This is a genomic window from Fodinibius sp. GM108, from assembly GCF_058386985.1.
In genome coordinates this window covers 24,157-47,939 of sequence record NZ_JBYEIR010000008.1, presented here as the reverse complement: position 1 = coordinate 47,939, position 23,783 = coordinate 24,157, and the positions used below count along the sequence as shown (strand labels likewise).

The 23,783-nt window shown below is 43.4% G+C and carries 16 protein-coding genes; 7 read left to right on the top strand and 9 right to left on the bottom strand.

Annotated elements, in window-relative coordinates; translation table 11 throughout:
- The first annotated feature begins 20 nt into the window (after positions 1–20).
- On the top strand, positions 21–869 hold the full coding sequence (locus ACT3ID_RS15025; RefSeq protein WP_491542870.1) for an NRDE family protein: 849 nt from the start codon (positions 21–23) through the stop codon (positions 867–869).
- Positions 870–1,286: 417 nt separating this feature from the next.
- On the opposite strand, the gene ACT3ID_RS15020 is transcribed toward ACT3ID_RS15025, so the two are convergent.
- Both ACT3ID_RS15020 and ACT3ID_RS15015 read right to left on the bottom strand, forming a co-directional pair.
- Positions 1,287–1,901 carry an REP-associated tyrosine transposase gene (locus ACT3ID_RS15020; RefSeq protein ID WP_491542869.1) on the bottom strand — a complete coding sequence of 205 codons (615 nt, stop codon included), beginning with the start codon at positions 1,899–1,901 and terminating at the stop codon, positions 1,287–1,289.
- Between the two features lie 57 nt (positions 1,902–1,958).
- A complete protein-coding gene (locus tag ACT3ID_RS15015) occupies positions 1,959–3,689 on the bottom strand; it encodes a Na+/H+ antiporter NhaC family protein (RefSeq protein WP_491542868.1) in 1,731 nt (576 codons plus the stop codon).
- Between the two features lie 314 nt (positions 3,690–4,003).
- Here ACT3ID_RS15015 and ACT3ID_RS15010 point away from each other — a divergent pair, with 314 nt between their 5' ends.
- Positions 4,004–5,173 carry a pyridoxal phosphate-dependent aminotransferase gene (locus tag ACT3ID_RS15010; protein ID WP_491542867.1) on the top strand — a complete coding sequence of 390 codons (1,170 nt, stop codon included), beginning with the start codon at positions 4,004–4,006 and terminating at the stop codon, positions 5,171–5,173.
- A 217-nt stretch (positions 5,174–5,390) separates the two neighbouring features.
- On the opposite strand, the gene gltX is transcribed toward ACT3ID_RS15010, so the two are convergent.
- Positions 5,391–6,875 (bottom strand): glutamate--tRNA ligase, encoded by a 1,485-nt coding sequence (gene gltX / locus ACT3ID_RS15005; protein WP_491542866.1) that lies wholly within the window; start codon positions 6,873–6,875, stop codon positions 5,391–5,393.
- 270 nt (positions 6,876–7,145) lie between these two features.
- Here gltX and ACT3ID_RS15000 point away from each other — a divergent pair, with 270 nt between their 5' ends.
- The 4 genes from ACT3ID_RS15000 (at position 7,146) to ACT3ID_RS14985 (ending at position 11,485) form a co-directional block, all read left to right on the top strand.
- On the top strand, positions 7,146–7,535 hold the full coding sequence (locus ACT3ID_RS15000; RefSeq protein WP_491542865.1) for a four helix bundle protein: 390 nt from the start codon (positions 7,146–7,148) through the stop codon (positions 7,533–7,535).
- Positions 7,536–7,584: 49 nt separating this feature from the next.
- Complete coding sequence (locus tag ACT3ID_RS14995) at positions 7,585–8,256, top strand: WbqC family protein (RefSeq protein WP_491542864.1); 672 nt, start codon at positions 7,585–7,587, stop codon at positions 8,254–8,256.
- A 105-nt stretch (positions 8,257–8,361) separates the two neighbouring features.
- Positions 8,362–9,519: an aminotransferase class V-fold PLP-dependent enzyme gene (locus tag ACT3ID_RS14990; RefSeq protein ID WP_491542863.1), complete on the top strand. Its 1,158-nt coding sequence runs from the start codon at positions 8,362–8,364 to the stop codon at positions 9,517–9,519.
- Between the two features lie 214 nt (positions 9,520–9,733).
- A complete protein-coding gene (locus tag ACT3ID_RS14985) occupies positions 9,734–11,485 on the top strand; it encodes a sodium:solute symporter family protein (protein ID WP_491542862.1) in 1,752 nt (583 codons plus the stop codon).
- 601 nt (positions 11,486–12,086) lie between these two features.
- On the opposite strand, the gene ACT3ID_RS14980 is transcribed toward ACT3ID_RS14985, so the two are convergent.
- Both ACT3ID_RS14980 and ACT3ID_RS14975 read right to left on the bottom strand, forming a co-directional pair.
- The gene (locus ACT3ID_RS14980; protein WP_491542861.1) at positions 12,087–15,164 is read right to left on the bottom strand and encodes a VPS10 domain-containing protein; all 3,078 of its coding nucleotides are present in this window, start codon (positions 15,162–15,164) and stop codon (positions 12,087–12,089) included.
- 759 nt (positions 15,165–15,923) lie between these two features.
- Positions 15,924–18,407 (bottom strand): zinc-dependent metalloprotease, encoded by a 2,484-nt coding sequence (locus ACT3ID_RS14975; protein ID WP_491542860.1) that lies wholly within the window; start codon positions 18,405–18,407, stop codon positions 15,924–15,926.
- A 252-nt stretch (positions 18,408–18,659) separates the two neighbouring features.
- Here ACT3ID_RS14975 and ACT3ID_RS14970 point away from each other — a divergent pair, with 252 nt between their 5' ends.
- Positions 18,660–19,271 (top strand): class I SAM-dependent methyltransferase, encoded by a 612-nt coding sequence (locus ACT3ID_RS14970; RefSeq protein ID WP_491542859.1) that lies wholly within the window; start codon positions 18,660–18,662, stop codon positions 19,269–19,271.
- Here ACT3ID_RS14970 and ACT3ID_RS14965 read toward each other — a convergent pair whose 3' ends face one another.
- From ACT3ID_RS14965 to ACT3ID_RS14950, 4 genes are all read right to left on the bottom strand, one after another.
- Complete coding sequence (locus ACT3ID_RS14965; protein WP_491542858.1) at positions 19,272–19,595, bottom strand: phage holin family protein; 324 nt, start codon at positions 19,593–19,595, stop codon at positions 19,272–19,274.
- Positions 19,596–19,665: 70 nt separating this feature from the next.
- Entirely contained in the window at positions 19,666–20,019 is a 354-nt protein-coding gene (locus ACT3ID_RS14960; protein ID WP_491542857.1) for an Hpt domain-containing protein, read from the bottom strand.
- 353 nt (positions 20,020–20,372) lie between these two features.
- Complete coding sequence (locus ACT3ID_RS14955) at positions 20,373–22,673, bottom strand: heavy metal translocating P-type ATPase (protein ID WP_491542856.1); 2,301 nt, start codon at positions 22,671–22,673, stop codon at positions 20,373–20,375.
- A 154-nt stretch (positions 22,674–22,827) separates the two neighbouring features.
- Positions 22,828–23,400 carry an AraC family transcriptional regulator gene (locus ACT3ID_RS14950; RefSeq protein ID WP_491542855.1) on the bottom strand — a complete coding sequence of 191 codons (573 nt, stop codon included), beginning with the start codon at positions 23,398–23,400 and terminating at the stop codon, positions 22,828–22,830.
- Between the last annotated feature and the right edge of the window lie 383 nt (positions 23,401–23,783).

The following is a 23,783-nucleotide window of genomic DNA, read 5'->3' as shown; positions in this document are numbered from 1 at the left end:
GACACGTAGAATATGTGAAAATGTTTAGAGAATTAATATTATGTTGCTCTCGTTTTTATATCACTGCATTATTTAACGAGTTTATTGAAGCTTTTACTATGTGTCTTATTACTTTTTCTTATAGGGAGCACCCCGATTATGAATTGATTTTCGCCGCCAACCGAGATGAAAATTATGACCGTCCTACCCGTGCTGCGCGCTTTTGGGATGATAATCCGGATGTTTTAGCCGGTAAAGATCTTAAAGCCGGCGGTACCTGGATGGGGATCAATAAACGGGGTGCTTTTTCAGCAATAACAAATTATCGCGATCCCAATATCGATAAGATTAACCCGCCGAGCCGTGGTTTTCTGGTTCTGGATTATTTGATACAGAATGGCAATCCGAAATCTTACTTGCAGCAAGTTGATCAAAAAGCAGATCAGTATATGGGATTTAGTCTGCTGACCGGAACCGTTGAGCAGCTGGGATTTTATTCAAATCAACAGAGAAAAATTAAGATGCTCGATGCGGGTTTATATGGCTTAAGCAATCGGCTGCTGAATACTCCCTGGCCGAAAGTACAGCGAGCAAAGAGTGGATTACGCAACATCGTGGAAGACGGTAATGTTTCAACAGATGCTTTATTTGAACTGCTTACTGATGACCGAGAGGCTCCGGAGAGCGAACTGCCCGACACCGGAATTCCCAGTGAGCTCGAGAAAAAGGTTTCTCCCATCTTTATCAAAGGTGAGAATTATGGCACTCGCTGCTCTACTGTTTTACTGATTGATAAAAATGGAACGGTAACTTTTGCCGAGCGGCGATTTAAAGCGGGTACACTGAAGATAGATGAGGAAAGTCGATACGAATTTATTATTGATAACTGAGATGTCACGGGCTCGACCATACCCGTCTTTTCTGCCTTTTGGCGTACTGCATGTTCATTTTTTGTGACCAAAAAACGAACCAAAAAAGTCCCGGGGGAATCGCAGATTTTGTTCTGACTATATCAGGAAACCTGGAATAGCTATTCCGCATTAGTCGTTATACTGAAGCACCTTTCCCCGATTCACCCCGGACCCCGGTTTTTAAACTGGCCCTTCTTTTTATCTCGTGACAATGCTCGTCGTCACGTATCCTTCCGTCGCAACGCAGAGCATTGCGACGAGATGTACTTTTCATCTCATTCCCAAGCTCCTGCTTGGGAATGTAAGCAAAACTTCTTCAGGACCGTTCCGAAGCAGGAGCTTCGGAACGAGAAAGGTTGGTGATAGCGCGAGCGTCCGCTCGTGCTATTCAATCAACTAACAATCTATTTCGATAACAGCCTGTAACCCAGCATAATTTTTAGCACTGCTGTATAAATAATCTTCCGGTTTACTTACGAATCCAGCCTTCACAGGATTTTGATGAATGTAGTCTATTTTTTGATCTACCAGTCGATTGGAATTCAGTTCGATTGGTCGAAAATGATACTGCCATAACTGAAAATCATTGTTACCGGACTTTGCATTTCCTGCGTGATACATCATATTTAACATCCATTCTTTCCTGCTCTCCTGTACATCACTCTCTATTATTCTCCTAAGTTCATTTGAGGTGAAGCTTTTAAAATCCCTAATAATATCTCCAATCTTCTTTTGTTTTGACCCGATAATCAGATGAATATGATTAGTCATGATACAATAAGCATAAAGCAAAAGCCCCTTCTCTGCTCTGCAATAATTAAGACTCTCAATAATTACATCCTTATAATTTCTGCGGGTAAAGACATCAATCCAGTTAACTACTGTAGAGGTTACAAAGTATGGATAGCTTTGGTCATATATCTGATATTTCCTACTCATCTTAATGAGTTTACTTAAAATTGTACTAATCCCTCTAATAATTCTTATGGCACAAGCGGACGCTTGCGCCATAAGTTTTGTACTTTTTTATCATAGCGCGAGCGTCCGCTCGTGCTATTCCAACGGCATTTAGTCCAGCGAAGTACTGGCAGCCTCTTTGCCTTCGGGGGCATATTCTTCAGGATCAGGAATCTTTCCAAACTGGAAAATGATAGCAATGATAATAGCGATACCCACCGGATAAATAATCCATGCCGGAATTCCGAATGCCAGAACTACAATCAAACTCACCGTGCTAAGAACTCCTACAATCATTGCATAAGGTAGCTGAGTGTTGACGTGTTCGACGTGATCACATTGGGTGGCGATGGAACTGAGAATAGTGGTATCTGAAATTGGTGAACAGTGATCGCCCCAGACCGATCCGGCCAGCACGGCACTGACACTTGCATAGATAACTTCGGCCGTCATTGCATATTCCAGGCCGGTATTATTTCCGATCTCCCAGGCAAGCGGTACCACCAGCGGCATCAAAATTCCCATCGTTCCCCAGCTGGATCCGGTGGCAAAAGCAGTGAGCCCGGCAAGGACGAATACAATGGCCGGCAACCAGTAAGCATTCAAGGTTTCTCCAAATACACTCATCAAATAATCAGCTGTGCCAAGCTCAACCGTAATTGTGCTCAATGCCCATGCCAGCACCAGAATCAGCAGTCCGTCGAACATCGTGTGCATACCTTCAAGCATGCCCTCTATCATATCATCAACTTCCAGCAATTTGCCCGACAGTGTCATAACTATGGCAACGGTAATTCCGAATAAGGAACCCCAGAGCAATGCTTTGTATGAATCAGCCGTTTCAATGATTGACTGTATCGAACTTCCTTCTCCGGTGATAACTAAACCTGCAATAGTACCAAAGACAAGAGCCAGGATAGGGACAGCTGCATTCGCCCAGTGGGATACTTTCTTTGTTTTTTCATCATCCTCAATTTTATTCTTCCACAAGTTGTAAGTATCAAGCTCGGGGTTATGCTTGGCCTTATAAAGATTAACGCGGGCTTTCAGCATGGTGGCAAAATCGCGTCCTGACCAGGCAATAAGAATGACGAAAAGCAGCGTAAAAAAGGCATAAAAATTATACGGCAACGAGTTGATGAACACAGAATAGGCCGCTTCATTGAACTCGGGCATCTTAGCTTGTGCATCCGCAATAAATCCAACCATTGCTCCTATCCAGGTACTGACCAAAGCAACTGTCGCCACTGGAGCAGCGGTTGCATCCACAAGATAAGCCAGTTTGGCACGCGATATCCGCAACCGGTCGGTGAGCGGACGCATGGTGCTGCCTACGACCATGGTGTTGGCGTAATCATCAAAAAACACGACAAAACCCATCAGCGAAGTCATTAGTTGTCCCTGCACTTTTGTTCTCACAAAGCGGGTAATAGCTTTAATCACTCCGCGTGTGCCGCCGTTATCTGTGATAATGCCAACCATACCGCCAATCAACAAGGTAAATACTATAATGCTCATGTGACTTTCGTCGGCAGCGGCGGGTACGATATATCCACTCAAGGTATCAAAAAAGCTGTTGAAAACGCCTCCGAAGGTGAGATCTCCAGCTAAAAAAGCACCGCTCCAAATTCCCAGAAACAATGCGAAAAGCACTTGTCGAAAAATAAGGGCTATGCCGATGGCTACAAGAGGAGGCAAAATACTAAGCCAACTGCCGATCTCAATCCCTGACTGTGCTGACTCTTCAGCTGCCTGGGCAGCATCCGGCGAAGCAAAACCAAAATTTATCAACAGGAAGACTGAAAGGAGTCCGGCAATGATAAAAAATGCTTTCCGCTTCATCGAACTTATATTTGATTAATTTTTGCTGATCTACAACAACGCACAATTGATCATAGAAAATACAATCTCTGCAATAATTTGCCAGATTTTTTTACACGTTCTAAAACACAGTCATAGTCAATCGGAAAAAGCACCGGGAAGTTTGATAATTCTAAATAAACCATGATGTTATATTCAGGTTTCCATAGTAAAATTTTAATTATGGTAAACCACAGAGTTACGCAGAGGTAGACACAGAGGAACTATGTACTCTGCATAATTCCATAAATTCCTTTAAAGAATTTATCGCCTTTTTTAATTGATCAGAAACAGTTATGAAGCCACTTGCATCCATAACAGAAGCACTCATCCAAAGCGATATCCGTTCAATCACTGACCGTGTCAAAGCCGTAGATGGAATTAACCTGGGTCAGGGCATCTGTGATATGCCAACGACTGATGCCATTAAGAAAGGAGCTAAAAAAGCAATTGACAATGACAAGTCGATCTATGCTCCTTTTGGCGGAATTGATTCCCTTAAACAACGTATTATTGACAAAGTCCAGTCTTTTAACAAAATCCCAATCCCTGGTTCAGATAATATTTTGATTACCAGCGGTTCCACCGGCGCATTTGTCACTGCCACTTTTGGTCTGTTTAATCCCGGTGATGAGGTAATTTTGTTTGAACCCCTGTACGGATATCACAGCAAAATTCTAGAGCTCCGGGATATAACGCAGAAAACGATGATCCTGGATCCGCCAGAGTGGAATATCAATTTTGATAAGCTGGAATCGCTTATCACATCCAAAACAAAAGCAATTATCATTACTACTCCCAACAATCCGACGGGTAAAGTATGGTCGCGACAGGAACTTCGGCACCTGGGTGAACTTTTGACTAAGCATGATCTGTATGCCATTACCGATGAGGTTTATGAGTATATGACGTATGACGATCACACTCACGTTTCTCTCGCTTCTCTGGACGATATGTATGAACGGACGATCACTCTTTCCAGTTTTTCAAAAACGTTTAATATGACCGGTTGGCGCCTGGGATATGCTGTCGGTCCTGAGCATATTATTGAACAGATGGGGCTGTTGAGTGATCTGTTTTATATCTGTGCTCCCACTCCACTGCAGTATGGATTGGCGGACGGCTATCCTACCGGCGATGAGTATTATGAGGAGTTACTTCAGGACTACACCAAAAAACGATCCCGTATTTGCCAAACCCTTGAAAAAGTTGGCTTCGATGTCCCCTGGCCGGAAGGTGCTTATTATGTTTTTGCAAGCTTTGAACCACTGCGGGATCGTCCTGGCTTTGCCAACGATCAAGAAGCCTGTTCAACATTGATTGAAGAAGCTGGGGTAGGTTCAGTCACCGGTGGATCTTTTTATACCAATCCTGATGATGGTAAGTACCTGTTGCGATTCTGCTTCGCCAAAAAAGAGCAGGAATTGGAGGAAGCATGCCGTAGGATAGAGGGATTTTTAGGGTAATATCATAAACTCTTCATGACATGTATCAGATTCTCCTATAGAAAGGCTACAAAAATCCTGTGTCACCCTGAATTTATTTCAGGGTCTATTGCAACTAACAACGTTATAATCCTTAACGCTATATTGCCTAGATGCTGAAACAAGTTCAGCATGACACAATTGGATTTTATAAAAGTCTCTGAAAAATCTGGTCCGATTTTATATCGTTATATAAGCGTTAACTAAGCTTCTCGATAGCTGTATTAATCCGGCGAATCGTTGTTTCTTTGCCAAGAAGCTCTATTGTAGGTGTCAGATCGGGACCGTATCCCATGCCAGAAACAGCCACGCGAAGCGGCATCATTACCGGACCGAAGCCAACATCATGCTCTTCGGTTACTTCCTTGATTTTATCCTTGAGTGTTTTTGCTTCAAATTCATCTTCATCAAGCTTTTTTATTTTCTCGACGTAAGCCTCCAGGAGTTCTTCGCTATCATCGCTCCACTTTTCGACGGCCTTATCTTCGTACTCTTCAGGATCTTCAAAGAAAAAGCGTCCCATCGTTATGAAATCTTCAATCTTGCTCACCCGCTCTTTCATCAGAGGAATAATCTGCTTCATATATTCCTCATCGGGATTGAGTCCGTGCTCTTTCGCAATTTTCTGAACGCGCGGCCAGAGTTCATCGGCCGGTTTTTCACGCAAGTAGTGCTCGTTGTACCAGATCAGCTTTTTATAATCAAATACCGCACCGCCTTTGCTCACACGGTCGAGCGAGAACATATCGATAAGCTCATCCAGAGAGTGGATTTCGGAATCGTCACCGGGGCTCCATCCAAGATAAGCCAGGAAATTCACCAGTGCTTCGGGTTCAAAATCCTGTTCTATGTAATCCTTCGTATTTATGGGGATACCTTCACTCTCGGCTTTTCGCTTGGAAAGCTTGCCACCGCTGGGTGACATAATCAACGGAAGATGCGCCATCTTTGGCGGCTCCCAGCCGAAATAATCGTACATCAGCATATGTTTAGGTGTACTGCTGAGCCATTCTTCACCACGAATAACATGCGAAATTTCCATCAAGTGATCGTCAACCACATTCGCCAGGTGATAGGTGGGCATACCATCCGATTTCAATAGCACCTGGTCATCGAGCCCCTTACTTTCGAAAGAAACAAAACCGCGAATCTCATCCTCAAAACGTATATCCTCGCGGCGCGGTACTTTCAGACGAATAACGTAATCTTCGCCTTCTTCAAGCTTACGTTCCACCTCTTCTTTAGGTAGTGTGAGGCTATTTTTCATAGACATACGGGTAATAGAATCATACTTCGGCGATGGATTCCCTGATTTCTGCAATCGCTCCCGCATTTGGTTGAGTTCTTCGGGTGTATCAAAGGCATAATACGCATGCCCCTGCTCTATCAACTGCTCGGCATACTCTTCGTAAATATCTTTGCGCTCACTCTGCCGGTACGGACCAACATCACCGGGATTTTCAGGTCCTTCATCAACTTCCATTCCGGCCCATTGCAGCGATCTTCTAATATCATCTTCAGCTCCCTCTACATAACGAGCCTGATCGGTATCCTCAATTCTTAAAACAAATGTCCCGTTATTTCCTTTGGCAAATAAATAATTATACAGGGCCGTTCGCAGTCCACCGATATGCAGCAATCCAGTGGGCGAAGGCGCAAAACGTACGCGTACATTACCTTCCATAAAACCTTACTTCTTGAGTTAAATAATTTCTGTTCAATTGCCTCAAAAATAAGGCTTATGCCGCACTAGTGCTAATGCTTAACGAGTGATTCGTAATGCGTAATTCGTGGATAATTAGCCAAACTTTTGTAAGGAACGACCTATCAAACGGTCTTACTTAAAAGTTATTAAATTACTAGTTATGAATTTTGATAAATGGATTGAGGATGTTCCCACTGATATAAAAGAAGATGCGTTTGGAGTCTTAAGGTTTATCGCATTGCTTTATAGATGGCAGATCTAAGTTGGATTGATATCGCACCAATTATTGAAGGGAAACTATTTTCACTTTCAGACCAGCTGTATAGTTCAGTTGGTTCAATTAGTGCAAATATTTGTGAGGGATATTCGAGAAATTCTAAAAAGGAACAAGCAAGATTCTATGAGATAGCACTGGGATCTACCCGAGAAGCAAAAGATTGGTATTTTAAAAGTCGTCACATATTGGGTAACGAAGTTGCTTATCACAGAATTAAAATACTTACAAAAATTGCGAAGTTATTGCTAACTATGATCAATGAACGAAGGAGATCATATAAAGTTCAGGAAACTTCCATTGACTATTCGACCAATATCAAATTTTTACTCTCCGATATCCCGATAACATCAAATTTTGTATAATGGGATACTAAACCGTTCTTACGCATCACGAATTACGCATAACGCATCAATGAAACTAGCTCTTTTAACGCCTCAGTTTGCTCCTAATCTATATGATCTGGCGGCCATGCTGCAGGCGGATCGCATTTTTCTGCAGGATGTCGAACGCTGGTCGCGCAAAAGCCGAATTCACCGGGCACAGATCCGCACCCCTGACGGTACCCAGTGGATAAATATTCCCGTCCGCACCGAAGACCGCAAGAAAGCAATCAAAGACGTGCGTATGGATCACTCCGAGGATTGGGTGACACCGCTGCTGCGCACCATCGAATACAACTACCGCAACAGCATCTATTATGATTTTTACGAGCCCGAAATCAAAGCCGATTTTGAATCGGCTTATGACTATACCTATCTGATGGAATTTATTCTCTATATCCAAAAACGACTGTTTCGCTTTATGGATATTAGCATCGATTACGAACTTGCCAGCGAAATTCCGAAATATGATTCTAATCCTGATCTGTTGGCTCAATGTTTAGAAGCTGATGCACTATTCCAGGAATACGATAGCCGTCATTATCAGCGTCAGGCCGAGCAGAAAACCGACCCCGACTTTGAACATCCGAAATACCACCAACACTTCGAAGGTTTTGAACCCTGGTGCTGTATTCTTGATGTACTATTTCAATTCGGACCGGAAAGCTTTCGGATTACGGATCAGCTAAAAATTGAAGATTGATCGTTAAAAGTTGCAATTTAAGTGCGCATTTCCACTACAGATTTGTAGATCTAAGCCTGATCACTTAACCTTCAACATGCAACATTTTAACCTTCAACAAGTATCATGGATTGCCAAAAGCACCTATTTTCTCTGCCCGACAATCATCATTACATCAACTGCTCCTATCTCTCTCCCCTGCTGAAATCTGTCGAGCAAGCAGGAGTTGAGGGTATTAAGGGGAAAAATCGACCCTGGGAGACGACTCCGGATCTTTTCTTTGAAGACAGCAACAAACTCCGTGATCTCTTTGCACAGATTATAAATGCTCCCAACCCCGGAGACATTGCTATTATGCCGGCTGTCTCATATGGATTGGCAAGTGTAGCTAAAAATATCGATCCGGAGAAGGGAAATTCTATTGTTATTACCGGTGAACAATTTCCCAGCAATGTATATGCCTGGAAACGCTTTTGTGATGAACATGATTGTAAACTCAGGGTCATAGATCCACCTGAAAATGGAAATAGCCGCGGCAAAAAATGGAATGAACAGCTGATTGATGCCATTAGTCGAGATACACTTCTCGTCGCTCTCGGTAATATACACTGGACAGACGGCACACTTTTTGATCTTGAGGGAATCGGATCAAAAGCCCGTGAAAATGATGCTTATTTTGTCATAGACGGTACGCAATCGGTAGGCGCTCTTCCTATTGATGTGCAGCAAATTCAACCCGATGCTCTTATCTGCGCCGGATACAAATGGCTGATGGGTCCGTATGCGATGACACTCAGCTACATTGCTCCCCGACTGCAAAATGGCACTCCGCTCGAAGAAGGCTGGATCGTCCGCAAAAACAGCGAAGACTTCAGCGGACTGGTAGATTATGAGACAGATTACCAGCCCGGCGCCCAGCGCTTTGATATGGGAGAACGTAGTAATTTTATTCTGGTGCCGATGATGATTGAAGCACTCAAGCAGATCCTGGAATGGAATCCCCAAAACATACAAAGCTATTGCCAAAATTTGACCGCTGACCTGGTGGAGGGATTACCTGAATATGGTTACCAAATTGAAGATCCGGAATGGCGCGGCAATCACATGTTTGGAATTCGACTGCCAGACCACATCCCTATAAAAAAACTGCAGCAGCAGCTTGATAAAAACAACATTCATGTTTCTGTTCGGGGATCGGCTGTACGGATCGCGCCTAATGTGTATAATGATGATGAGGATATTGCTGCTTTGCTTGAAGTATTAGAAGCTGTTTGTAACAAGTAATAAGTAACGAGTTAATTTATTCGTTTACTCATCACTTATTACTCGTTATTATCTCCAGACTGTTTAATAATATAGTTCGATTAAAATGTCAGATAAATCATCAACAAACTCAAAAAAAGAACCGAACTATTGGCTCGTTTTCGGGATCGGTGTGCTATATATCATACTACTGGGCGTTTTTACCTACTTTTTTAACCTGCCAATTTAGATCAATATGCACTGGATCGACTGGCTGATTCTTATTGCATTTTTGGGTTACACCATCTGGGATGGGACGCGCCGGGGAAGACAGAGTGAAAATATTGAGGGCTTCTTCCTAGCTAACCGCTCCATGCCGTGGTGGGCGATGGGACTTTCAGTGATGGCCACACAGGCCTCAGCTATTACGTTTATTGGCACCACGGGCCAAGCATACGTCGAGGATATGCGATTTGTGCAGATCTACCTGGCGGTTCCTTTCGCCATGATTATTCTTTGTACCACGCTTGTACCTTTTTTCAATAAATTGCAAAATTTTAGCGCTTACGAAGTGCTCGAAGAGCGATTCGGGCTCTCCACGCGATTGTTTACGAGCTTTTTGTTTCTCATGTCACGCGGATTGGGGCTCGGTATTATCATTGCCGCGCCGTCGTACGTGCTGGCCGTACTTCTCAACCTACCTCTTTCAACTACCATTTTGATTATAGGTATTACAGCAACGCTTTATACGATGGTAGGAGGCATCAGCGGCGTTATTCGCACCGATGTAAAGCAGATGGCGGTAATGATGTTCGGGCTCGCTTTTTGTTTTTACTGGATTCACTACCAAATGCCCGAAGATGTGGGGTTTTCCGAATCGCTCTATCTTGCAGGTACGCTGGGAAAACTGGAAGCACTGGATTTGAGCTTCGACATCAGTGAAAAATATAACATCTGGACCGGCGTAATTGCCGCTCTTTTTCTAATGCTCTCCTATTTCGGAACTGATCAAAGCCAGGTACAGCGTTATCTCACGGCAAAATCCCTCAACGATGCCCGAAATTCGTTGCTCCTCTCTGCTTATGCCAAAATACCGATGCAGTTCTTTATTTTGCTGTTGGGAGCAATGCTCTACGTGTTCTACATTTTTGGCTCTGCCCCTATAACTTTTCGAAGTGTAGAACCTGTCGCACAAGATGAACAAATAGAACTTACCGGCGAAATGCTTCAGAAAGAGTATGAGTCGGCATATCGTGATCGCCAGAATGCTGCCATGGCTCTGATCGAGAATGAGACTGCAAATTATGCCGAAGAGCTTAGAGAGGCTGATAACCGGCTTAACGACATCCGTCAACAAGAACTGGAGCGACAAGAGAAAATCACCGGATCCAGCTTGAATGATACCAACTATATTCTGCCCTACTTTATCCTGAATGAAATTCCTATTGGCATCATCGGATTGATTGTTGCCGGCATCTTTGCCGCAGCTTTATCCAGCATAGACAGCGAGCTTAATGCACTGGCTACAATTTCAATTGTTGATTGGTATAAGCGACTCGATTCCAAAGACCGAGGTGAGGAATGGTATCTCAAATCATCGCGCTGGACGACGGTATTTTGGGGAATTCTAGCTACGCTGGCTGCCCTTGCTTTGGGGGAAACCAGATCCATCATTGAATTGGTAAATAAAATCGGCAGCTATTTTTACGGATCTATATTAGGCGTATTTGTGCTACTGCTCTGGGTTAAGAGAGCCAATGGCGTTGGGGCTCTTACAGGACTTGTTACTGGAATGGGTACCGTCTTTATTTTCGATCGTCTGTTTGAGCATCCTGAAACAGGCAGCTGGCGTTTGCTAATGCCGTGGCATGATATCCCCGACGGATTTACCAAAGGGATTGAGTATCTATGGCTGAATCCCCTTGGAACAGCGGTCGTTATTGTCGTTGGTGTAGCGGTTAGTGTTTTTTGGGATAAGATTGCTTCCAAAGAAAGAACCGCAGAATAATGAACAAGAAGCCGAAGAATGTTGAAGTTTCAGCTATTTCGACATTCCTAATTCCTTGTTCGATGTTCCCATTTTCCGTCTGGTTGCTTTGATAAGAACAACAACATCCAATACTACTCCCGGTTTGTCATCCCGATCCCGAAGAGTTTCGGGAGAGGGATCTCAAGCGAAGATAAGGCTATAATTTTTTCATGCGAGACCTCCAATACAGTTGAGATTCCTCATCATTCAGAAAAACACTGAATTCTTCGGAATGACAAAAAATGGTAGTACTAAAACAGGAAAAAATCAGGTGCCATTTATCTCCCTTCAGCTGCTCTGCGGCTGAAGCCAAAATGAACGCTCTGTGTTCTGTCCGGATATTGCTAACTATTTTCGCGTCCTATCCTACATCTGGTTTATACCCTAAAGAAGCGTTAAACCGTTACGCGGAGCATAACAAGTAGTTCCGACGCGGAGCATCGGAACGAGATTAAACCGAAGAATAATGAACAAGGAACTGCAGAATACTGAGGTTTCTGCACTTCGACATTCATATTTCCTTGTTCGGTATTCGATATTCCGTTGTACAGCAAAGCAGCACAACGAGAAGTACAACCGCTTAATCCATTTCTACCAATTTAATTTGTTGAAAGGGTGTCAGATCAGCTCCTTCCATTTTCTTAACATATTCACTCCACTCATTTTCGAAGAATTCGTTGATCTGTGTCACGATTTCATTTACAGAATTTTCCGCCTGTTTCATCAGTTTACGCTCTGTAGATGAGAGACCTCCGATTGCGCTGCTCAAATGACGTCCTGGTGCGTTCAAATGCGTACGAACCGAAGGCTCCGGATTTCGGGTTATCCCCTGTCGGTCATCTTCTTCACCCAACATCTCATCCAGCAGATCCGCAATAGATTCTTTTACTTGTTTGGTGTGCTCCTGCAGTCCTTCATGATCTTCGGAATTAAGCAATTTCTCAGCCGTTTCAATCATGTCATTGGCTTTATGCAATTTATTTGTCACTGTAGCAGCCGTTTCACGGAGCTTCATCAGCTCATGTTGCATATCACGTCTGGCTCGAAGATCCGCCATATTGAATTCAATCCGCGGGTCGAAATGCACGTTTACTGTTGTAGAGTCTGATTCACCCGCATAGGTCATTTTAACTTTATACTTCCCGGGCAGTACATCAGGTCCTGAAGGCTCGGGAGCATCTTCAGATGGCATTCTTCGGCTTGGACCGCGAACTCCTTTTTCGTTCAATCCCCATGTCATGCGATTAATACCACTATGGGAAGGCTTCTCTTTAAGCGTACGAATTTTATCGCCCTGACTGTTAAATATCTCCACAACAAGCTCTTCATCTTCCTCCTCATCTTCATCTTCGACCAGCTCGGCAATTGAATATGTCAGCCGGGCACCGGAAGGGCGATTTTCTCCGCTATATATAGCATCGCCCGCAAAACGTGTACCCGTAGCCTGTCGCTCTTCGGCCAAATAAGCATCAGGAACAGGATAAATATTAACTGCTTTATCCAATTCTTCGACACCGTTTTGTGCAAGCTCGCGCATCGGACGAATATCATCCAATACCCAGGCCGAACGTCCAAATGTTCCGATTACCAGATCGTGTTCACGGGGATGAATCACCATATCATAGGTTGATGCGGTGGGATACCCATTTGTCCATTCCGTCCAGCTATCGCCTCCATCAATGCTCACATACAGGCCAAACTCCGTACCGGCAAACATCAGATCAGAAGCAACGGGATCCTGTACAAAAGAAAGAGCGTATCCTTCCAGTCCTGCATCCGATACAATATTTTCCCAGCTTTCTCCATAGTCGGTAGTGCGCATGATGTAGGGGGTCCAATCGTTACGGCGATAATTATTTATCACAGCAACAGCTTCTCCTTCATTGTAACGAGAGGCTTTAATCTGAACAACCCAGCTGCCTTCCGGCACATCATCGATATTCTCAGCAACGTTGGTCCAGTTATTTCCGCCATCACGGGTAATCTGAATGTTTCCGTCATCAGTACCTGCCCAGATCACATCTTCCTGTAAAAGACTGGGAGTGATAACAGTAATCGTAGTAAAGTTCTCAGCACCGGTGGCATCAATCGTCAAACCACCACTTTCATGTTGTCGCTGCTTGGTGGAGTCATCAGTCGTCAAATCCGGAGAAATAATGGTCCAGTTATCGCCGCGATCGGTGCTTTTATGAACGAACTGGCTGCCATAATAGATAGTTTCCTCATCAAAAGGATCATGGGCAATGGCAGCATCCCAGTTAAACCGCAGATCTTCGCCCCCGGGATTAGTAGGCTGAGAAAAACTGGAGTGTCCTGTCTGTAAATCCACACGTCCCACATTACCCTGCTGAGACATAGCGTAAGCATATCGGGAATCGCTGGAATCGACCACCACATCAAATCCATCCCCGAAGTAAATTTCCTGAAAATACGCATTCCGGATTCCGCCATCACGCCACACATAGGCCGGCCCCTGCCAGGAACCGTTATCCTGCATGCCGCCATATACATTATAAGGGAAATCCATATCCACGTTGATGTGATAATACTGGGCCACAGGAAGATTTTCTATAAATCGCCAGGTCTCGGCTCTGTCACGGGAAATATTCAATCCACCGTCATTACCATCAATGATAAATGATGGATTGTCGGGATGAATATAGAATGCATGGTGATCCGGGTGAATATAATTGTAGTAGGGATAGATACTTTCGAATGATTTTCCACCATCTTCACTCACCGATAGAAAAGAATACAAACTATACAGGCGATTCTCGTTTTTTGGGTCAACATAGATATCAGCATAATAAAACGGGCGATTACCTACAGCGTCGTCTTCCGACATCTCCACTGTTTTATGCCAGCTGTAGCCACCGTCATCGCTGCGGTAGAGCGCGTTGTTTTCGGACTCTACCCATGCATAGACACGATCAGGATCGCTCTGAGCTATAGCCAGACCAATACGTCCCAATGGTCCCTCGGCCAACCCATCTTCATCTGTTATCTCTTCCCAGGTTTCTCCACCATCGAGTGTGCGATACAATCCAGATCCTTCACCGCCGGACTCAAAAAACCAGGGCCAGCGCCGATATTCCCACATGGCAACAAATATTTTATTGGGATTCGACGGATCCATCACCATATCAGCAACACCGGTGCGATCATTGTTGTATAAAATCTTTTCCCATGTCTCACCACCATCAGTCGTTTTGTAAACGCCGCGCTCTTCGGTGTCTCCCCAGGGATTTCCCTGCGCGCCGACATATACAATATCGGGATTTTCGGGATGCACAATTATCCGATGAATAGTACGGGTTTCTTCCAATCCCATGTATTCCCAGCTTCGTCCGCCGTCAATGCTCCTGTAAACACCGGCTCCCATGTTAGCACTATTTCGTGGATTTCCTTCACCAGTCCCAACCCAGATAATGCTCGGGTTCTTTTGAAATATGGAAATGTCGCCTATAGAATGGGCGCCCTGCTCATCAAAAATAGGTTTCCAATCCACGCCACCGCTCTCAGATTTCCAAATACCTCCAGAAGCTGCACCCGCATAAATCACATCAGGATTATCGCGAATGACATCAATAGCAGTGATGCGGCCACTCATCCCCGCCGGCCCGATGTTGCGCGGCTCCATGGCTTTGAGTTTCTCCATATCCAATTGCTGAGCTTGTAAATCAGCAACAGTCAACAAAACAAACGCGATTAGCGTAAATATTTTTAGCAGCCGTTTACAGCAGATTGTCCATCCCATATTTATCCCTTGTAATTTTTAGTTGATATACATTGGCAACTATTCTATTGAATCGTACATTTTTAATCAACTGGTTCATGTTAAAAGATGTTTTGAAAATATCGAATACCGAACAAGGAATTAAGAACATTGAAGTAGATAAAATTTCTTGTTCATTATTTCTTCTGTTCCTTAGAAGTGGCCACAGACCTGCACAGAATGGCACCTGATTTTCCCCTGCTTTAGTTCTACAATTCTATTTCATGTCATTCCGAAGAATTCAGTGTTTTTCTGAATGATGAGGAATCTCAACTGTATTGGAAGTCTCGCATCTGTAAAAATTATAGCCTTATCTACGCTTGATATCCCTCTCCCGAAACTCTTCGGGATCGGGATGACAAACCAAGAGTAGTATTGGATGTTGTTGCTCTTATGAAAGCAACCAGACGGAAAATGGGAACACCGAACAAGGAATTAAGAACATCGATATAGATGAAGCTACGATATTCTTCTGTTTCTTGTTCATAGTTCTGCGGTTTCTTATGCTCCGCGGAACAACTGAAGAAAGATAGATTTTTGCCGCTGTCTTAATTCCTCAATCATCGGATAACCTTCTCAAAATTAAAAAGCCCCAGTATTCACCGGGGCTCTGAATCTTTTAAATAAGTAATTTATTAATCATTAATTACCATTCGGATTTAACACATCCTCAATGCGTTCCTGCGCATCGATCAAATGAGTACGTGTAGCTCTGTCATTGGTTTGATTTATGCTATTACTTATCGAATCTTGCAGCAATCGCAGTTGCTCACGGACTATCGGGCGGATGTCTGACTGACTTACATCCACATTGATGCTAAAGTACTGTGCAAATTGTGGAGGAATACTTGGCTCCTCTGTCATCAGGTATTCCATCCGCTCAATGTATCCACGCTGTAGATTTCTGCGAAAGACATCGATTTCAGGGTTATTGTCGTCAAGCTCGCGCCAGATTGCATTGCGCAGATCGTCCATAAGTTCAAAAGGTGTGTATGTATCTCCGTCAGAACGAGCCTCCCACTCTATCAGGCGTCCCAGCATACCAGGGTCTGCAACGCTATTAAGGAGACTAGTCTGACGACTTCGTATATCATCCACAACAGAACTTTCGTTGATACGGTCCAAGACTTCATAGTTCAACATCCATGAAGGGGAAGCCCATCCATAATCGGCCAGCCAGTCCATTGCCCGTTTTTGTCGCTCCTGGGGAACAACTTCATAGACAGGTCCATCCTGGCTATGGGTTTTATCCGTTTCATAAACACCACCGATGTTATTGAGGACGTGCCCTGTATAGCGACTCCACTGGGCAACAATTTGGCCATACAATTCTTCGAGCTCATCATAATTAGCGCCTTCGCGATCGGTCCACTCCAGCAAGTTATCTGTGATACGACGAAGATTAGCAACACCTAACTCGCTTGCTTGCATGGCATCGTTGGTAAGATCTTCGGTTTGGGAACGCGGATCATTACTGCTACTGCCATAAAAATAGCGTGGATCATCAGCTCGCTCACGAGTCCATTCATTAAGCTGTTCCATCTTTTCTTCCTGGCTCATTTCATCCGGGAACCAGGTATAGCCCCATTTGATTGACCATTTATCATATTCACCAATGGCCGGGCCAAAGCTTTCTACTCCGTCATCAGGCTGTGCTACATAGTTGAAACGGGCATAATCCATAATTGAGGGAGCCGTTCCATGCTCAGCCGTAAACGACGGCGACCGGAGTGAATCAACCGGATAGGCATAGCTGGATCCAAAGTTATGGGGAAGTCCCAGCGTGTGCCCTACCTCATGTGCCGCGACAAACCGTACAAGTTCACCCATCACTTCATCCTCAAAGTGAACCGTTTGTGCATCTGGATTGGCTGCTGCTGTCTGCACAAAATACCAGTTGCGCAGCAGGTTCATCACGTTGTGATACCAGCCGATATCGCTTTCAAGAATCTGCCCCGTACGCGGATCATGGACATGCGGACCGTAAGCATTTTGAATATCGGAAGCAAAATAGCGTATCACCGAATACCGAACATCTTCCGGACTCCAGTCGGGATCTTCTTCTGCAGAGGGTGGATCTTTTGCTATAATTGCATTCTTAAATCCTGCATTTTTAAACGCTTCCTGCCAATCTTCAACACCCTGTTTCATAAATGAACGCCACTTCTTGGGCGTTGCCGGATCTATGTAATAGACAATCGGTTCAACCGGCTCAACCAGCTCGCCATTCAAATATGCTTCTTTATCCTTTGGAACCAGATCATATCGCGTTACATATTGTACCTCTTCGGCTTTGTGTGCATCGGTACCATAATCTGTTTGCTGAACACTGAAATACCCTACACGTTGATCAAAAGGACGCGGCTCCATCTCCTCTTCCGGAAGCAGCACCATACTGTGATTAATCTCCATAGAAATCGTTCCTGTTGAGGCATTTGAAGGGGGATTACCTGCCTCATACGTCATCCAGCTCCGGGCTTCAATATTCTCCGGATAACTATTGATATGTTCGATAAAAGACCGATCGGTATCCAGTCGACGAACCTGGTACTGTTCACGCTGATAACTTTGCAATCCCATTGATTGCACATCCGTAGAGTATAAGCTCGTAACATCAATTACAGCACCGGCAGAATCTTTATTCAGGGATTCAATGTCAAAAGAGGCGATAATCGGCTCGAAATTCGAATTCTGAACTGCTTCGTATACCGGCAATGAATCACTTGCCACATTTTCGTAGGATATATGTCGAAGCAATACCTGGTCGTTTTTCTTTTGCCATCGAACGACCTGTGTATTTAATTTTTCGCCGCCATACCCCAATTCATCTTGCGTTTTGGAAACGCGAGAAACCAACAACATCTCTCGATCGAGCAGAGAATCAGGAATTTCATAGAAATAATCTTCATCTATCAAATGGACATCAAATAATCCTTCGTCAGTTTCAGCTTCATCTGTAATAACTTCGCTATACGGTTTTATGCCATTATCCGCTCCTCTGTCTTGTGATGGAGTTTCCGATGAACGATCTTGGGCCTGTTCGGAACTGGCACACGCTGATAAGAGTATTACACTCAGTAGCAACAAACCAATTCCCTTGAACCCCCGAAATATGGAGTAACTCATAGTGATTTATTTATTTTAGATTGATTACTTGCGACAACTAATGTTAAACTTGCAGCTGAATGATTCAAGATCATTTTTCTTATCAGATGTAAAAAAATATTTTTGATTAGCTCTTATAGATGAAATTAAATAGAATAAAATATCGCTGGTGTTGAGGAGTTATCAAGATCAGGTGATAACTATAAGCGTTATTAGCCATATTGCAAAAGCTTTGTTACCTTTTTGCTGATAATTTATAAAACGGAGGAAGTCTTGGAACACCTGCTGTACTTTTTGAAAGATCTCAAGAAAGTTGGAGCAATTGCTCCCAGCTCAAAATTCTTAGCAAAAGACCTTGTTGCTCAATTAAAGCAACAACTCTCAAACAGTAACTGTCCTCCTCTCAACATTCTTGAAGTCGGTGCCGGTACTGGTCCCCTGACCAAACAGATTACCAAATATTTACGGCCGGAAGACCGGTTGGATATCGTTGAAATTCATAAAAAGTTTTATCAGATCATCAAGGATAAGTACCAGCAGCCCAATGTTCATATCCATCACACCGATATTATAAATTTCAATCCGAATCACTGTTACAATTTCATTTTTTCGAGCCTTCCCTATGAAAACATGCCAGAAGAAATAAGCCAGCAAATATGGAAAAAAAAGCTCAACTTATGCTCTTCTGATGCTTACATCAGCTATTTCAAGTATGTGAAGTTCCGCAATTTCAAAAGCGATTTTGAAGAACAGGTTGTCAAAAAGTTTGGACAGACTAAAAAATTTGTATTTCTAAATCTACCGCCCGCCAAAATTTATACGCTTGAAGTCAATGAAGAGGATAAAAACCTCTTTCCTCTTCCCGAAAATGCCAATGTTGCTTAACTAAAAGAAGCCCAAATTCAGTATTGAAAGTAACAGGCTAAAAAGAAAAGCCCAGCCGAAGTGTCTTATCTCCATCCCTTCTACTATAGCATCCACCAGCATCAACATTAATGCGTTAATCACCAAAATAAATAATCCAAAGGTGATAAGTGTGATAGGAAAAGTTAGAAAAATCAGGATGGGTTTTATCAGGGTATTCACGACGGCAAGAAGAATAGCCACTCCCAGAGCGGTAAAAAAGCTTTTTATCTTCACGCCAGGAAGCAGATAGCCAATTATAAAGATACCAATACTATTTACAAGTAGTGTCCAGATCCAGCCCATGATATTGTCCGCTTAATTTCAGGTTACGTTAGGGCTTATACGAGCAACTTGGTGAATTGTTTTCGGAGGGTTAAATAGTGTCCAGTTTTTCTGAAAGCTCATCAAGTGCTTTAGAACATATGCTTACAAACTCTTCAATATCTCTTTCCAAATCATCAGAAATCTTACGGGACTTTGCTTGTTTTTCTATCTCTAAAACAAGTTCACTGGCACGACTCATCCCCAAATATTTCAGGCTGGGTTTAATTCTGTGAGCTTCTTTATAAAGCTTATCCCATTGCTCATCGTCATAAAACTCACTGATTCTGTCGAGTGCTGCGGGCGTATTCTCAAGAAATGCTTTTGTAGTATCAATGATGATTTCTTCATCACCCATGGCAATTTCGCGTAAGTAAGACAGATCTGTAATTGACTGCTTATCCATAATGATATATGGATTTATTCATTCTATACCCCTGCCGAGCAAAGTAGCTCAGTGCAATAGAATATTGATTTTGACTTGTATATCAGCTGCCGTTCAGCCGGTGAGCATTACGATCCCGACTAAGACCAATAATGTTATTTTCAATATAAGTGTTTTCCAATCCTTCATTAGTATATCCCCAGAACTTTGTAGCATTACATTTAGTCGGAAAAGACTATACTTGTAATAAAAAATCCCTGATCTAATATCAAGTTATCCACATCAAAAAATTAGATTTTTATTATCTTTTCTTTCCCGAATGTATTACAAAGAGTGCCAAGGCACCTTTTTGTTACAAATTTTATTAGAATTTTTTAATAAATAGAGTTATCCACAAAATTATCCACATCGATTGGTGAATTTGTGGAAAGGTCGGCCTTTCGTAATCGGCGCGAATTAAAAACAACATTCACTGAGCTAAAAGCCATGGCTGCTTCTGCCAACAATGGATGCATCATTCCGACCACTGCCAGCGGTATCATCACCACGTTATAGAAGAATGCCCAGAATAAGTTCTGTTTAATTTTTTTGAACGTAGCTCCACTGAGCTTCATTGCCTGGACAACTGAAAGCAACTCTCCTTTTACCAGCACAATATCACCGGATTCAATTGCCACATCAGTACCTGTTCCAATGGCAATGCCTATATCTGCCTGCGTGAGTGCGGGTGCATCATTAATTCCGTCACCGACCATAACTACTTTCTTGCCGGACTCCTGCAATCGCTTTATTTCATCTGATTTTTGATCGGGAAGCACGCCAGCAATCACGTCCTTGATTCCAACTTCCTCCGCCACGGCACGGGCTGTCCGCTCGTTATCACCAGTGATCATTATAGGTGTCAATCCCATCGATTTCAGTTGTGCTATTGCCTGTTTGCTATCCTCTTTTATCGGGTCCGCTACGGCAATTAGTCCGGCACATTTGCCATCAACACCAACCAACACTGTAGTTTTGGCTTGACTTTCCAGATGTTGAAGCTTATCAGAAATCTCACCGTTCACACTGATTTCCTGTTCTTTAAATAATGTTGGTGTACCGATATAAATTTCGGTGCCATTAACCCGGGACCGAATCCCTTTTCCTGATATTGCTTCAAACTCACTAGCTCTGTGCAGTTCAACTCCTCTTTTGTCTGCAAAATCCACAATGGCTTCTCCAATAGGATGCTCGGAACCTTTTTCCGCAGATGCGGCCAAACGCAACAACTCTTCTTCTGTGTTGGATAAACTAATCAAATCAGTTACCGACGGCTCTCCTTTTGTAATGGTACCCGTTTTATCCAGCACAATGGTATCTGCTTCGCGTAAAAGTTCTACGGCCTTTCCCTGTCGAATAAGGATGCCGTTTTCAGCACCAAGGCCGGTCCCTACCATCAGGGCAGTGGGCGTTGCCAATCCCAATGCGCAGGGACAAGCAATAACCAGTACAGCAATAGCTGCATAAAATGCCAGAGCCACCTCTCCCATGCCGGGGTTAATCCAGGGAATGAAATCAGATGCCCACACAGCAATCTGTCCAAAAAATTCAGGAAATATCATCCATGCAGCCCACGTGATCGCAGCCAATGCCAAGATTGTCGGTACAAAAATAGCGGTAATACGATCAGCAAATTCCTGTATAGGTACTTTGGATCCCTGAGCTTCTTCCACCATTCGAATCACCTGATTCAAGAATGTCTCTTTCCCTACCTTGGTAGCCTTCACTTTAAGCGTACCGTTTTTGTTGATAGTCGCTCCAATCACTTCATCGCCTTTGGATTTGTTAACCGGCATCGATTCTCCGGTAGCCAAAGACTCATCCACGCTACTTTCTCCATCAATCACTTCGCCGTCGGTCGGGATTTTTTCTCCGGGACGCACAACCATCACATCTCCGGCCTCTAAATCGCTAACTGGTATTGACATCTCTTTGCCATTGCGAATAATTGTGGCTTCTTTGGCTTCAAGGGTCATCAAATTCTTTATTGCTTCGGATGCCCGCCCTTTAGCTTTTGTTTCGACATAGCGGCCGGTCAGGTGGAAAGCCATAATCATGCCTCCGATACCTGCAAAGCTGTGAAACGGCGGTGCCATTCCAAAAGTGTGAAAAAGCGCTACAAAACCTGTCCCCAAGGCAGCAAGAGAACCCATTGCAATCAGCACATCCATGTTGGGCGATCGGTTTATTGAGGATTTCCATGCCCCTTTCAGTGTCTGCCAGCCAGGATAGAATATCACTGCAGATGCAAGCAGAATCATCATTGCGTGATAAACAATCTCACCTCCCACGGCCACACCGCCGATCATTTCAGGGAGCATCCACAAAATTATTGGTATGGTGAGTCCCCACGCCCACCACATTCTGTTACGTGCCGCTTCTAATTTTTTCCGGCCGGTGATATCATCCCCAGTTTCATCTTCTTCAGACTCTTCTTTGATATCATAACCCACACTCTGCACGGCCTCTTTAAGTACAGCATCATCAACAGTTCCATTTTGAAACTCGACCAATGCTTTTTCTGTCGCCAGATTCACTGATGCTTTTTTCACACCTTCAACTTTTGACAGGGCCTCTTCAACACTGTTTGCGCAACCGGCACAGTGCATTCCTTCAATTTTCAGGGTCTTTTTCATAGCAAAAATAGTTCTTTGGTTTTCAATTCATCCCAAACATAGGAAGTAACCCTGATGCAGTCGTTATAATTACATAAAATAATTGTGTAAAATTTTTGGGTCAATACTGGACTACTGGCAAATAATACCCTCCATGTAACTCTGCGGTAAAGTTCTACCGGATGGTATCCAGGGATTGACGACTGCCGGCATTCATATGTTTGCGGAAATGACTGACCGTCTCTCCCGTAACCTTTTTGAATTGATTGGAAAGATACTGCACGCTGCTGTAATTAAGCTTCCAGGCAATTTCACTGAGCGTCATCTCCTCATACGACAAAAGCTCTTTGACCCGCTCGATTTTCAGATGAATCAAATGTTGTTCAATCGTTAAATCCTCTTGCGCCGAAAATTGATTGCTCAGGTAGCTGTAATTATGATGAAGCTTTTCCGAAAGATATTCCGAAAGCTTTTTAGGCTCCTCTTCTTTTTCGATATGCTCAAGATAATTAATAAGCTCCGTCTTTATCTGTTCGACAAGGGCCTTGCTATTCTCTTTGATCAGCTCAAATCCTTTTTCGCGCAGCTTTTTATCAGCCGCGCTAAGCTGCTCTTCGTCAAGCTGTTCTGATATTTCGGCCTGACCCAGCTTTACCGATTCTACTTTGTGACCTAAGTCTTTAAGCACCTGACGTACCGTCATTACGCAGCGATCACAAACCATATTCTTGATTTTAATCGTATCCATAGACATAGAAATGTAGGGATAATCTTTTCTTTTTATAAGCAATTTTTATAACGCCATTCGAGGATACTTCGGTCCAATGCGATAAAGTCACTTTTTCTGCTATCCACTAATTCAGTATAAATAAAAAGGGAAACAGCCAAACAGACTGAAATAAATCAGGATCTGTACTGAGTGCTATGACTTTATTATAGTTAAGATACATATTAAATCACCGAGTAATTTTTACCCAATCTTGGCTGTACTATTACCTTATTTCCGCATTACCTATTACAAACTATTTTTTTTCGATGCCTGGATGCGTTAGAACGCCTTTGTATTCGCAACACATCTATTTGGCTTAATTTTTGTAATTGTAATTAAGAGTAATGTTTAATTAATAGAGA

What these genes read in the sequence shown, in the direction of transcription:
- ACT3ID_RS14975 (WP_491542860.1), bottom strand. Translation starts at nt 18,407, where the DNA reads ATGAGTTACTCCATATTTCGGGGGTTCAAGGGAATTGGTTTGTTGCTA.
- ACT3ID_RS15000 (WP_491542865.1), top strand. Translation starts at nt 7,146, where the DNA reads ATGGCAGATCTAAGTTGGATTGATATCGCACCAATTATTGAAGGGAAA.
- ACT3ID_RS15020 (WP_491542869.1), bottom strand. Translation starts at nt 1,901, where the DNA reads ATGGCGCAAGCGTCCGCTTGTGCCATAAGAATTATTAGAGGGATTAGT.
- ACT3ID_RS14995 (WP_491542864.1), top strand. Translation starts at nt 7,585, where the DNA reads ATGAAACTAGCTCTTTTAACGCCTCAGTTTGCTCCTAATCTATATGAT.
- ACT3ID_RS15025 (WP_491542870.1), top strand. Translation starts at nt 21, where the DNA reads ATGTTTAGAGAATTAATATTATGTTGCTCTCGTTTTTATATCACTGCA.
- ACT3ID_RS14965 (WP_491542858.1), bottom strand. Translation starts at nt 19,595, where the DNA reads ATGGGCTGGATCTGGACACTACTTGTAAATAGTATTGGTATCTTTATA.
- ACT3ID_RS14990 (WP_491542863.1), top strand. Translation starts at nt 8,362, where the DNA reads ATGGATTGCCAAAAGCACCTATTTTCTCTGCCCGACAATCATCATTAC.
- ACT3ID_RS15015 (WP_491542868.1), bottom strand. Translation starts at nt 3,689, where the DNA reads ATGAAGCGGAAAGCATTTTTTATCATTGCCGGACTCCTTTCAGTCTTC.
- ACT3ID_RS14980 (WP_491542861.1), bottom strand. Translation starts at nt 15,164, where the DNA reads ATGGAGAAACTCAAAGCCATGGAGCCGCGCAACATCGGGCCGGCGGGG.
- ACT3ID_RS14985 (WP_491542862.1), top strand. Translation starts at nt 9,734, where the DNA reads ATGCACTGGATCGACTGGCTGATTCTTATTGCATTTTTGGGTTACACC.
- ACT3ID_RS15010 (WP_491542867.1), top strand. Translation starts at nt 4,004, where the DNA reads ATGAAGCCACTTGCATCCATAACAGAAGCACTCATCCAAAGCGATATC.
- ACT3ID_RS14950 (WP_491542855.1), bottom strand. Translation starts at nt 23,400, where the DNA reads ATGGATACGATTAAAATCAAGAATATGGTTTGTGATCGCTGCGTAATG.
- ACT3ID_RS14955 (WP_491542856.1), bottom strand. Translation starts at nt 22,673, where the DNA reads ATGAAAAAGACCCTGAAAATTGAAGGAATGCACTGTGCCGGTTGCGCA.
- gltX (WP_491542866.1), bottom strand. Translation starts at nt 6,875, where the DNA reads ATGGAAGGTAATGTACGCGTACGTTTTGCGCCTTCGCCCACTGGATTG.
- ACT3ID_RS14960 (WP_491542857.1), bottom strand. Translation starts at nt 20,019, where the DNA reads ATGGATAAGCAGTCAATTACAGATCTGTCTTACTTACGCGAAATTGCC.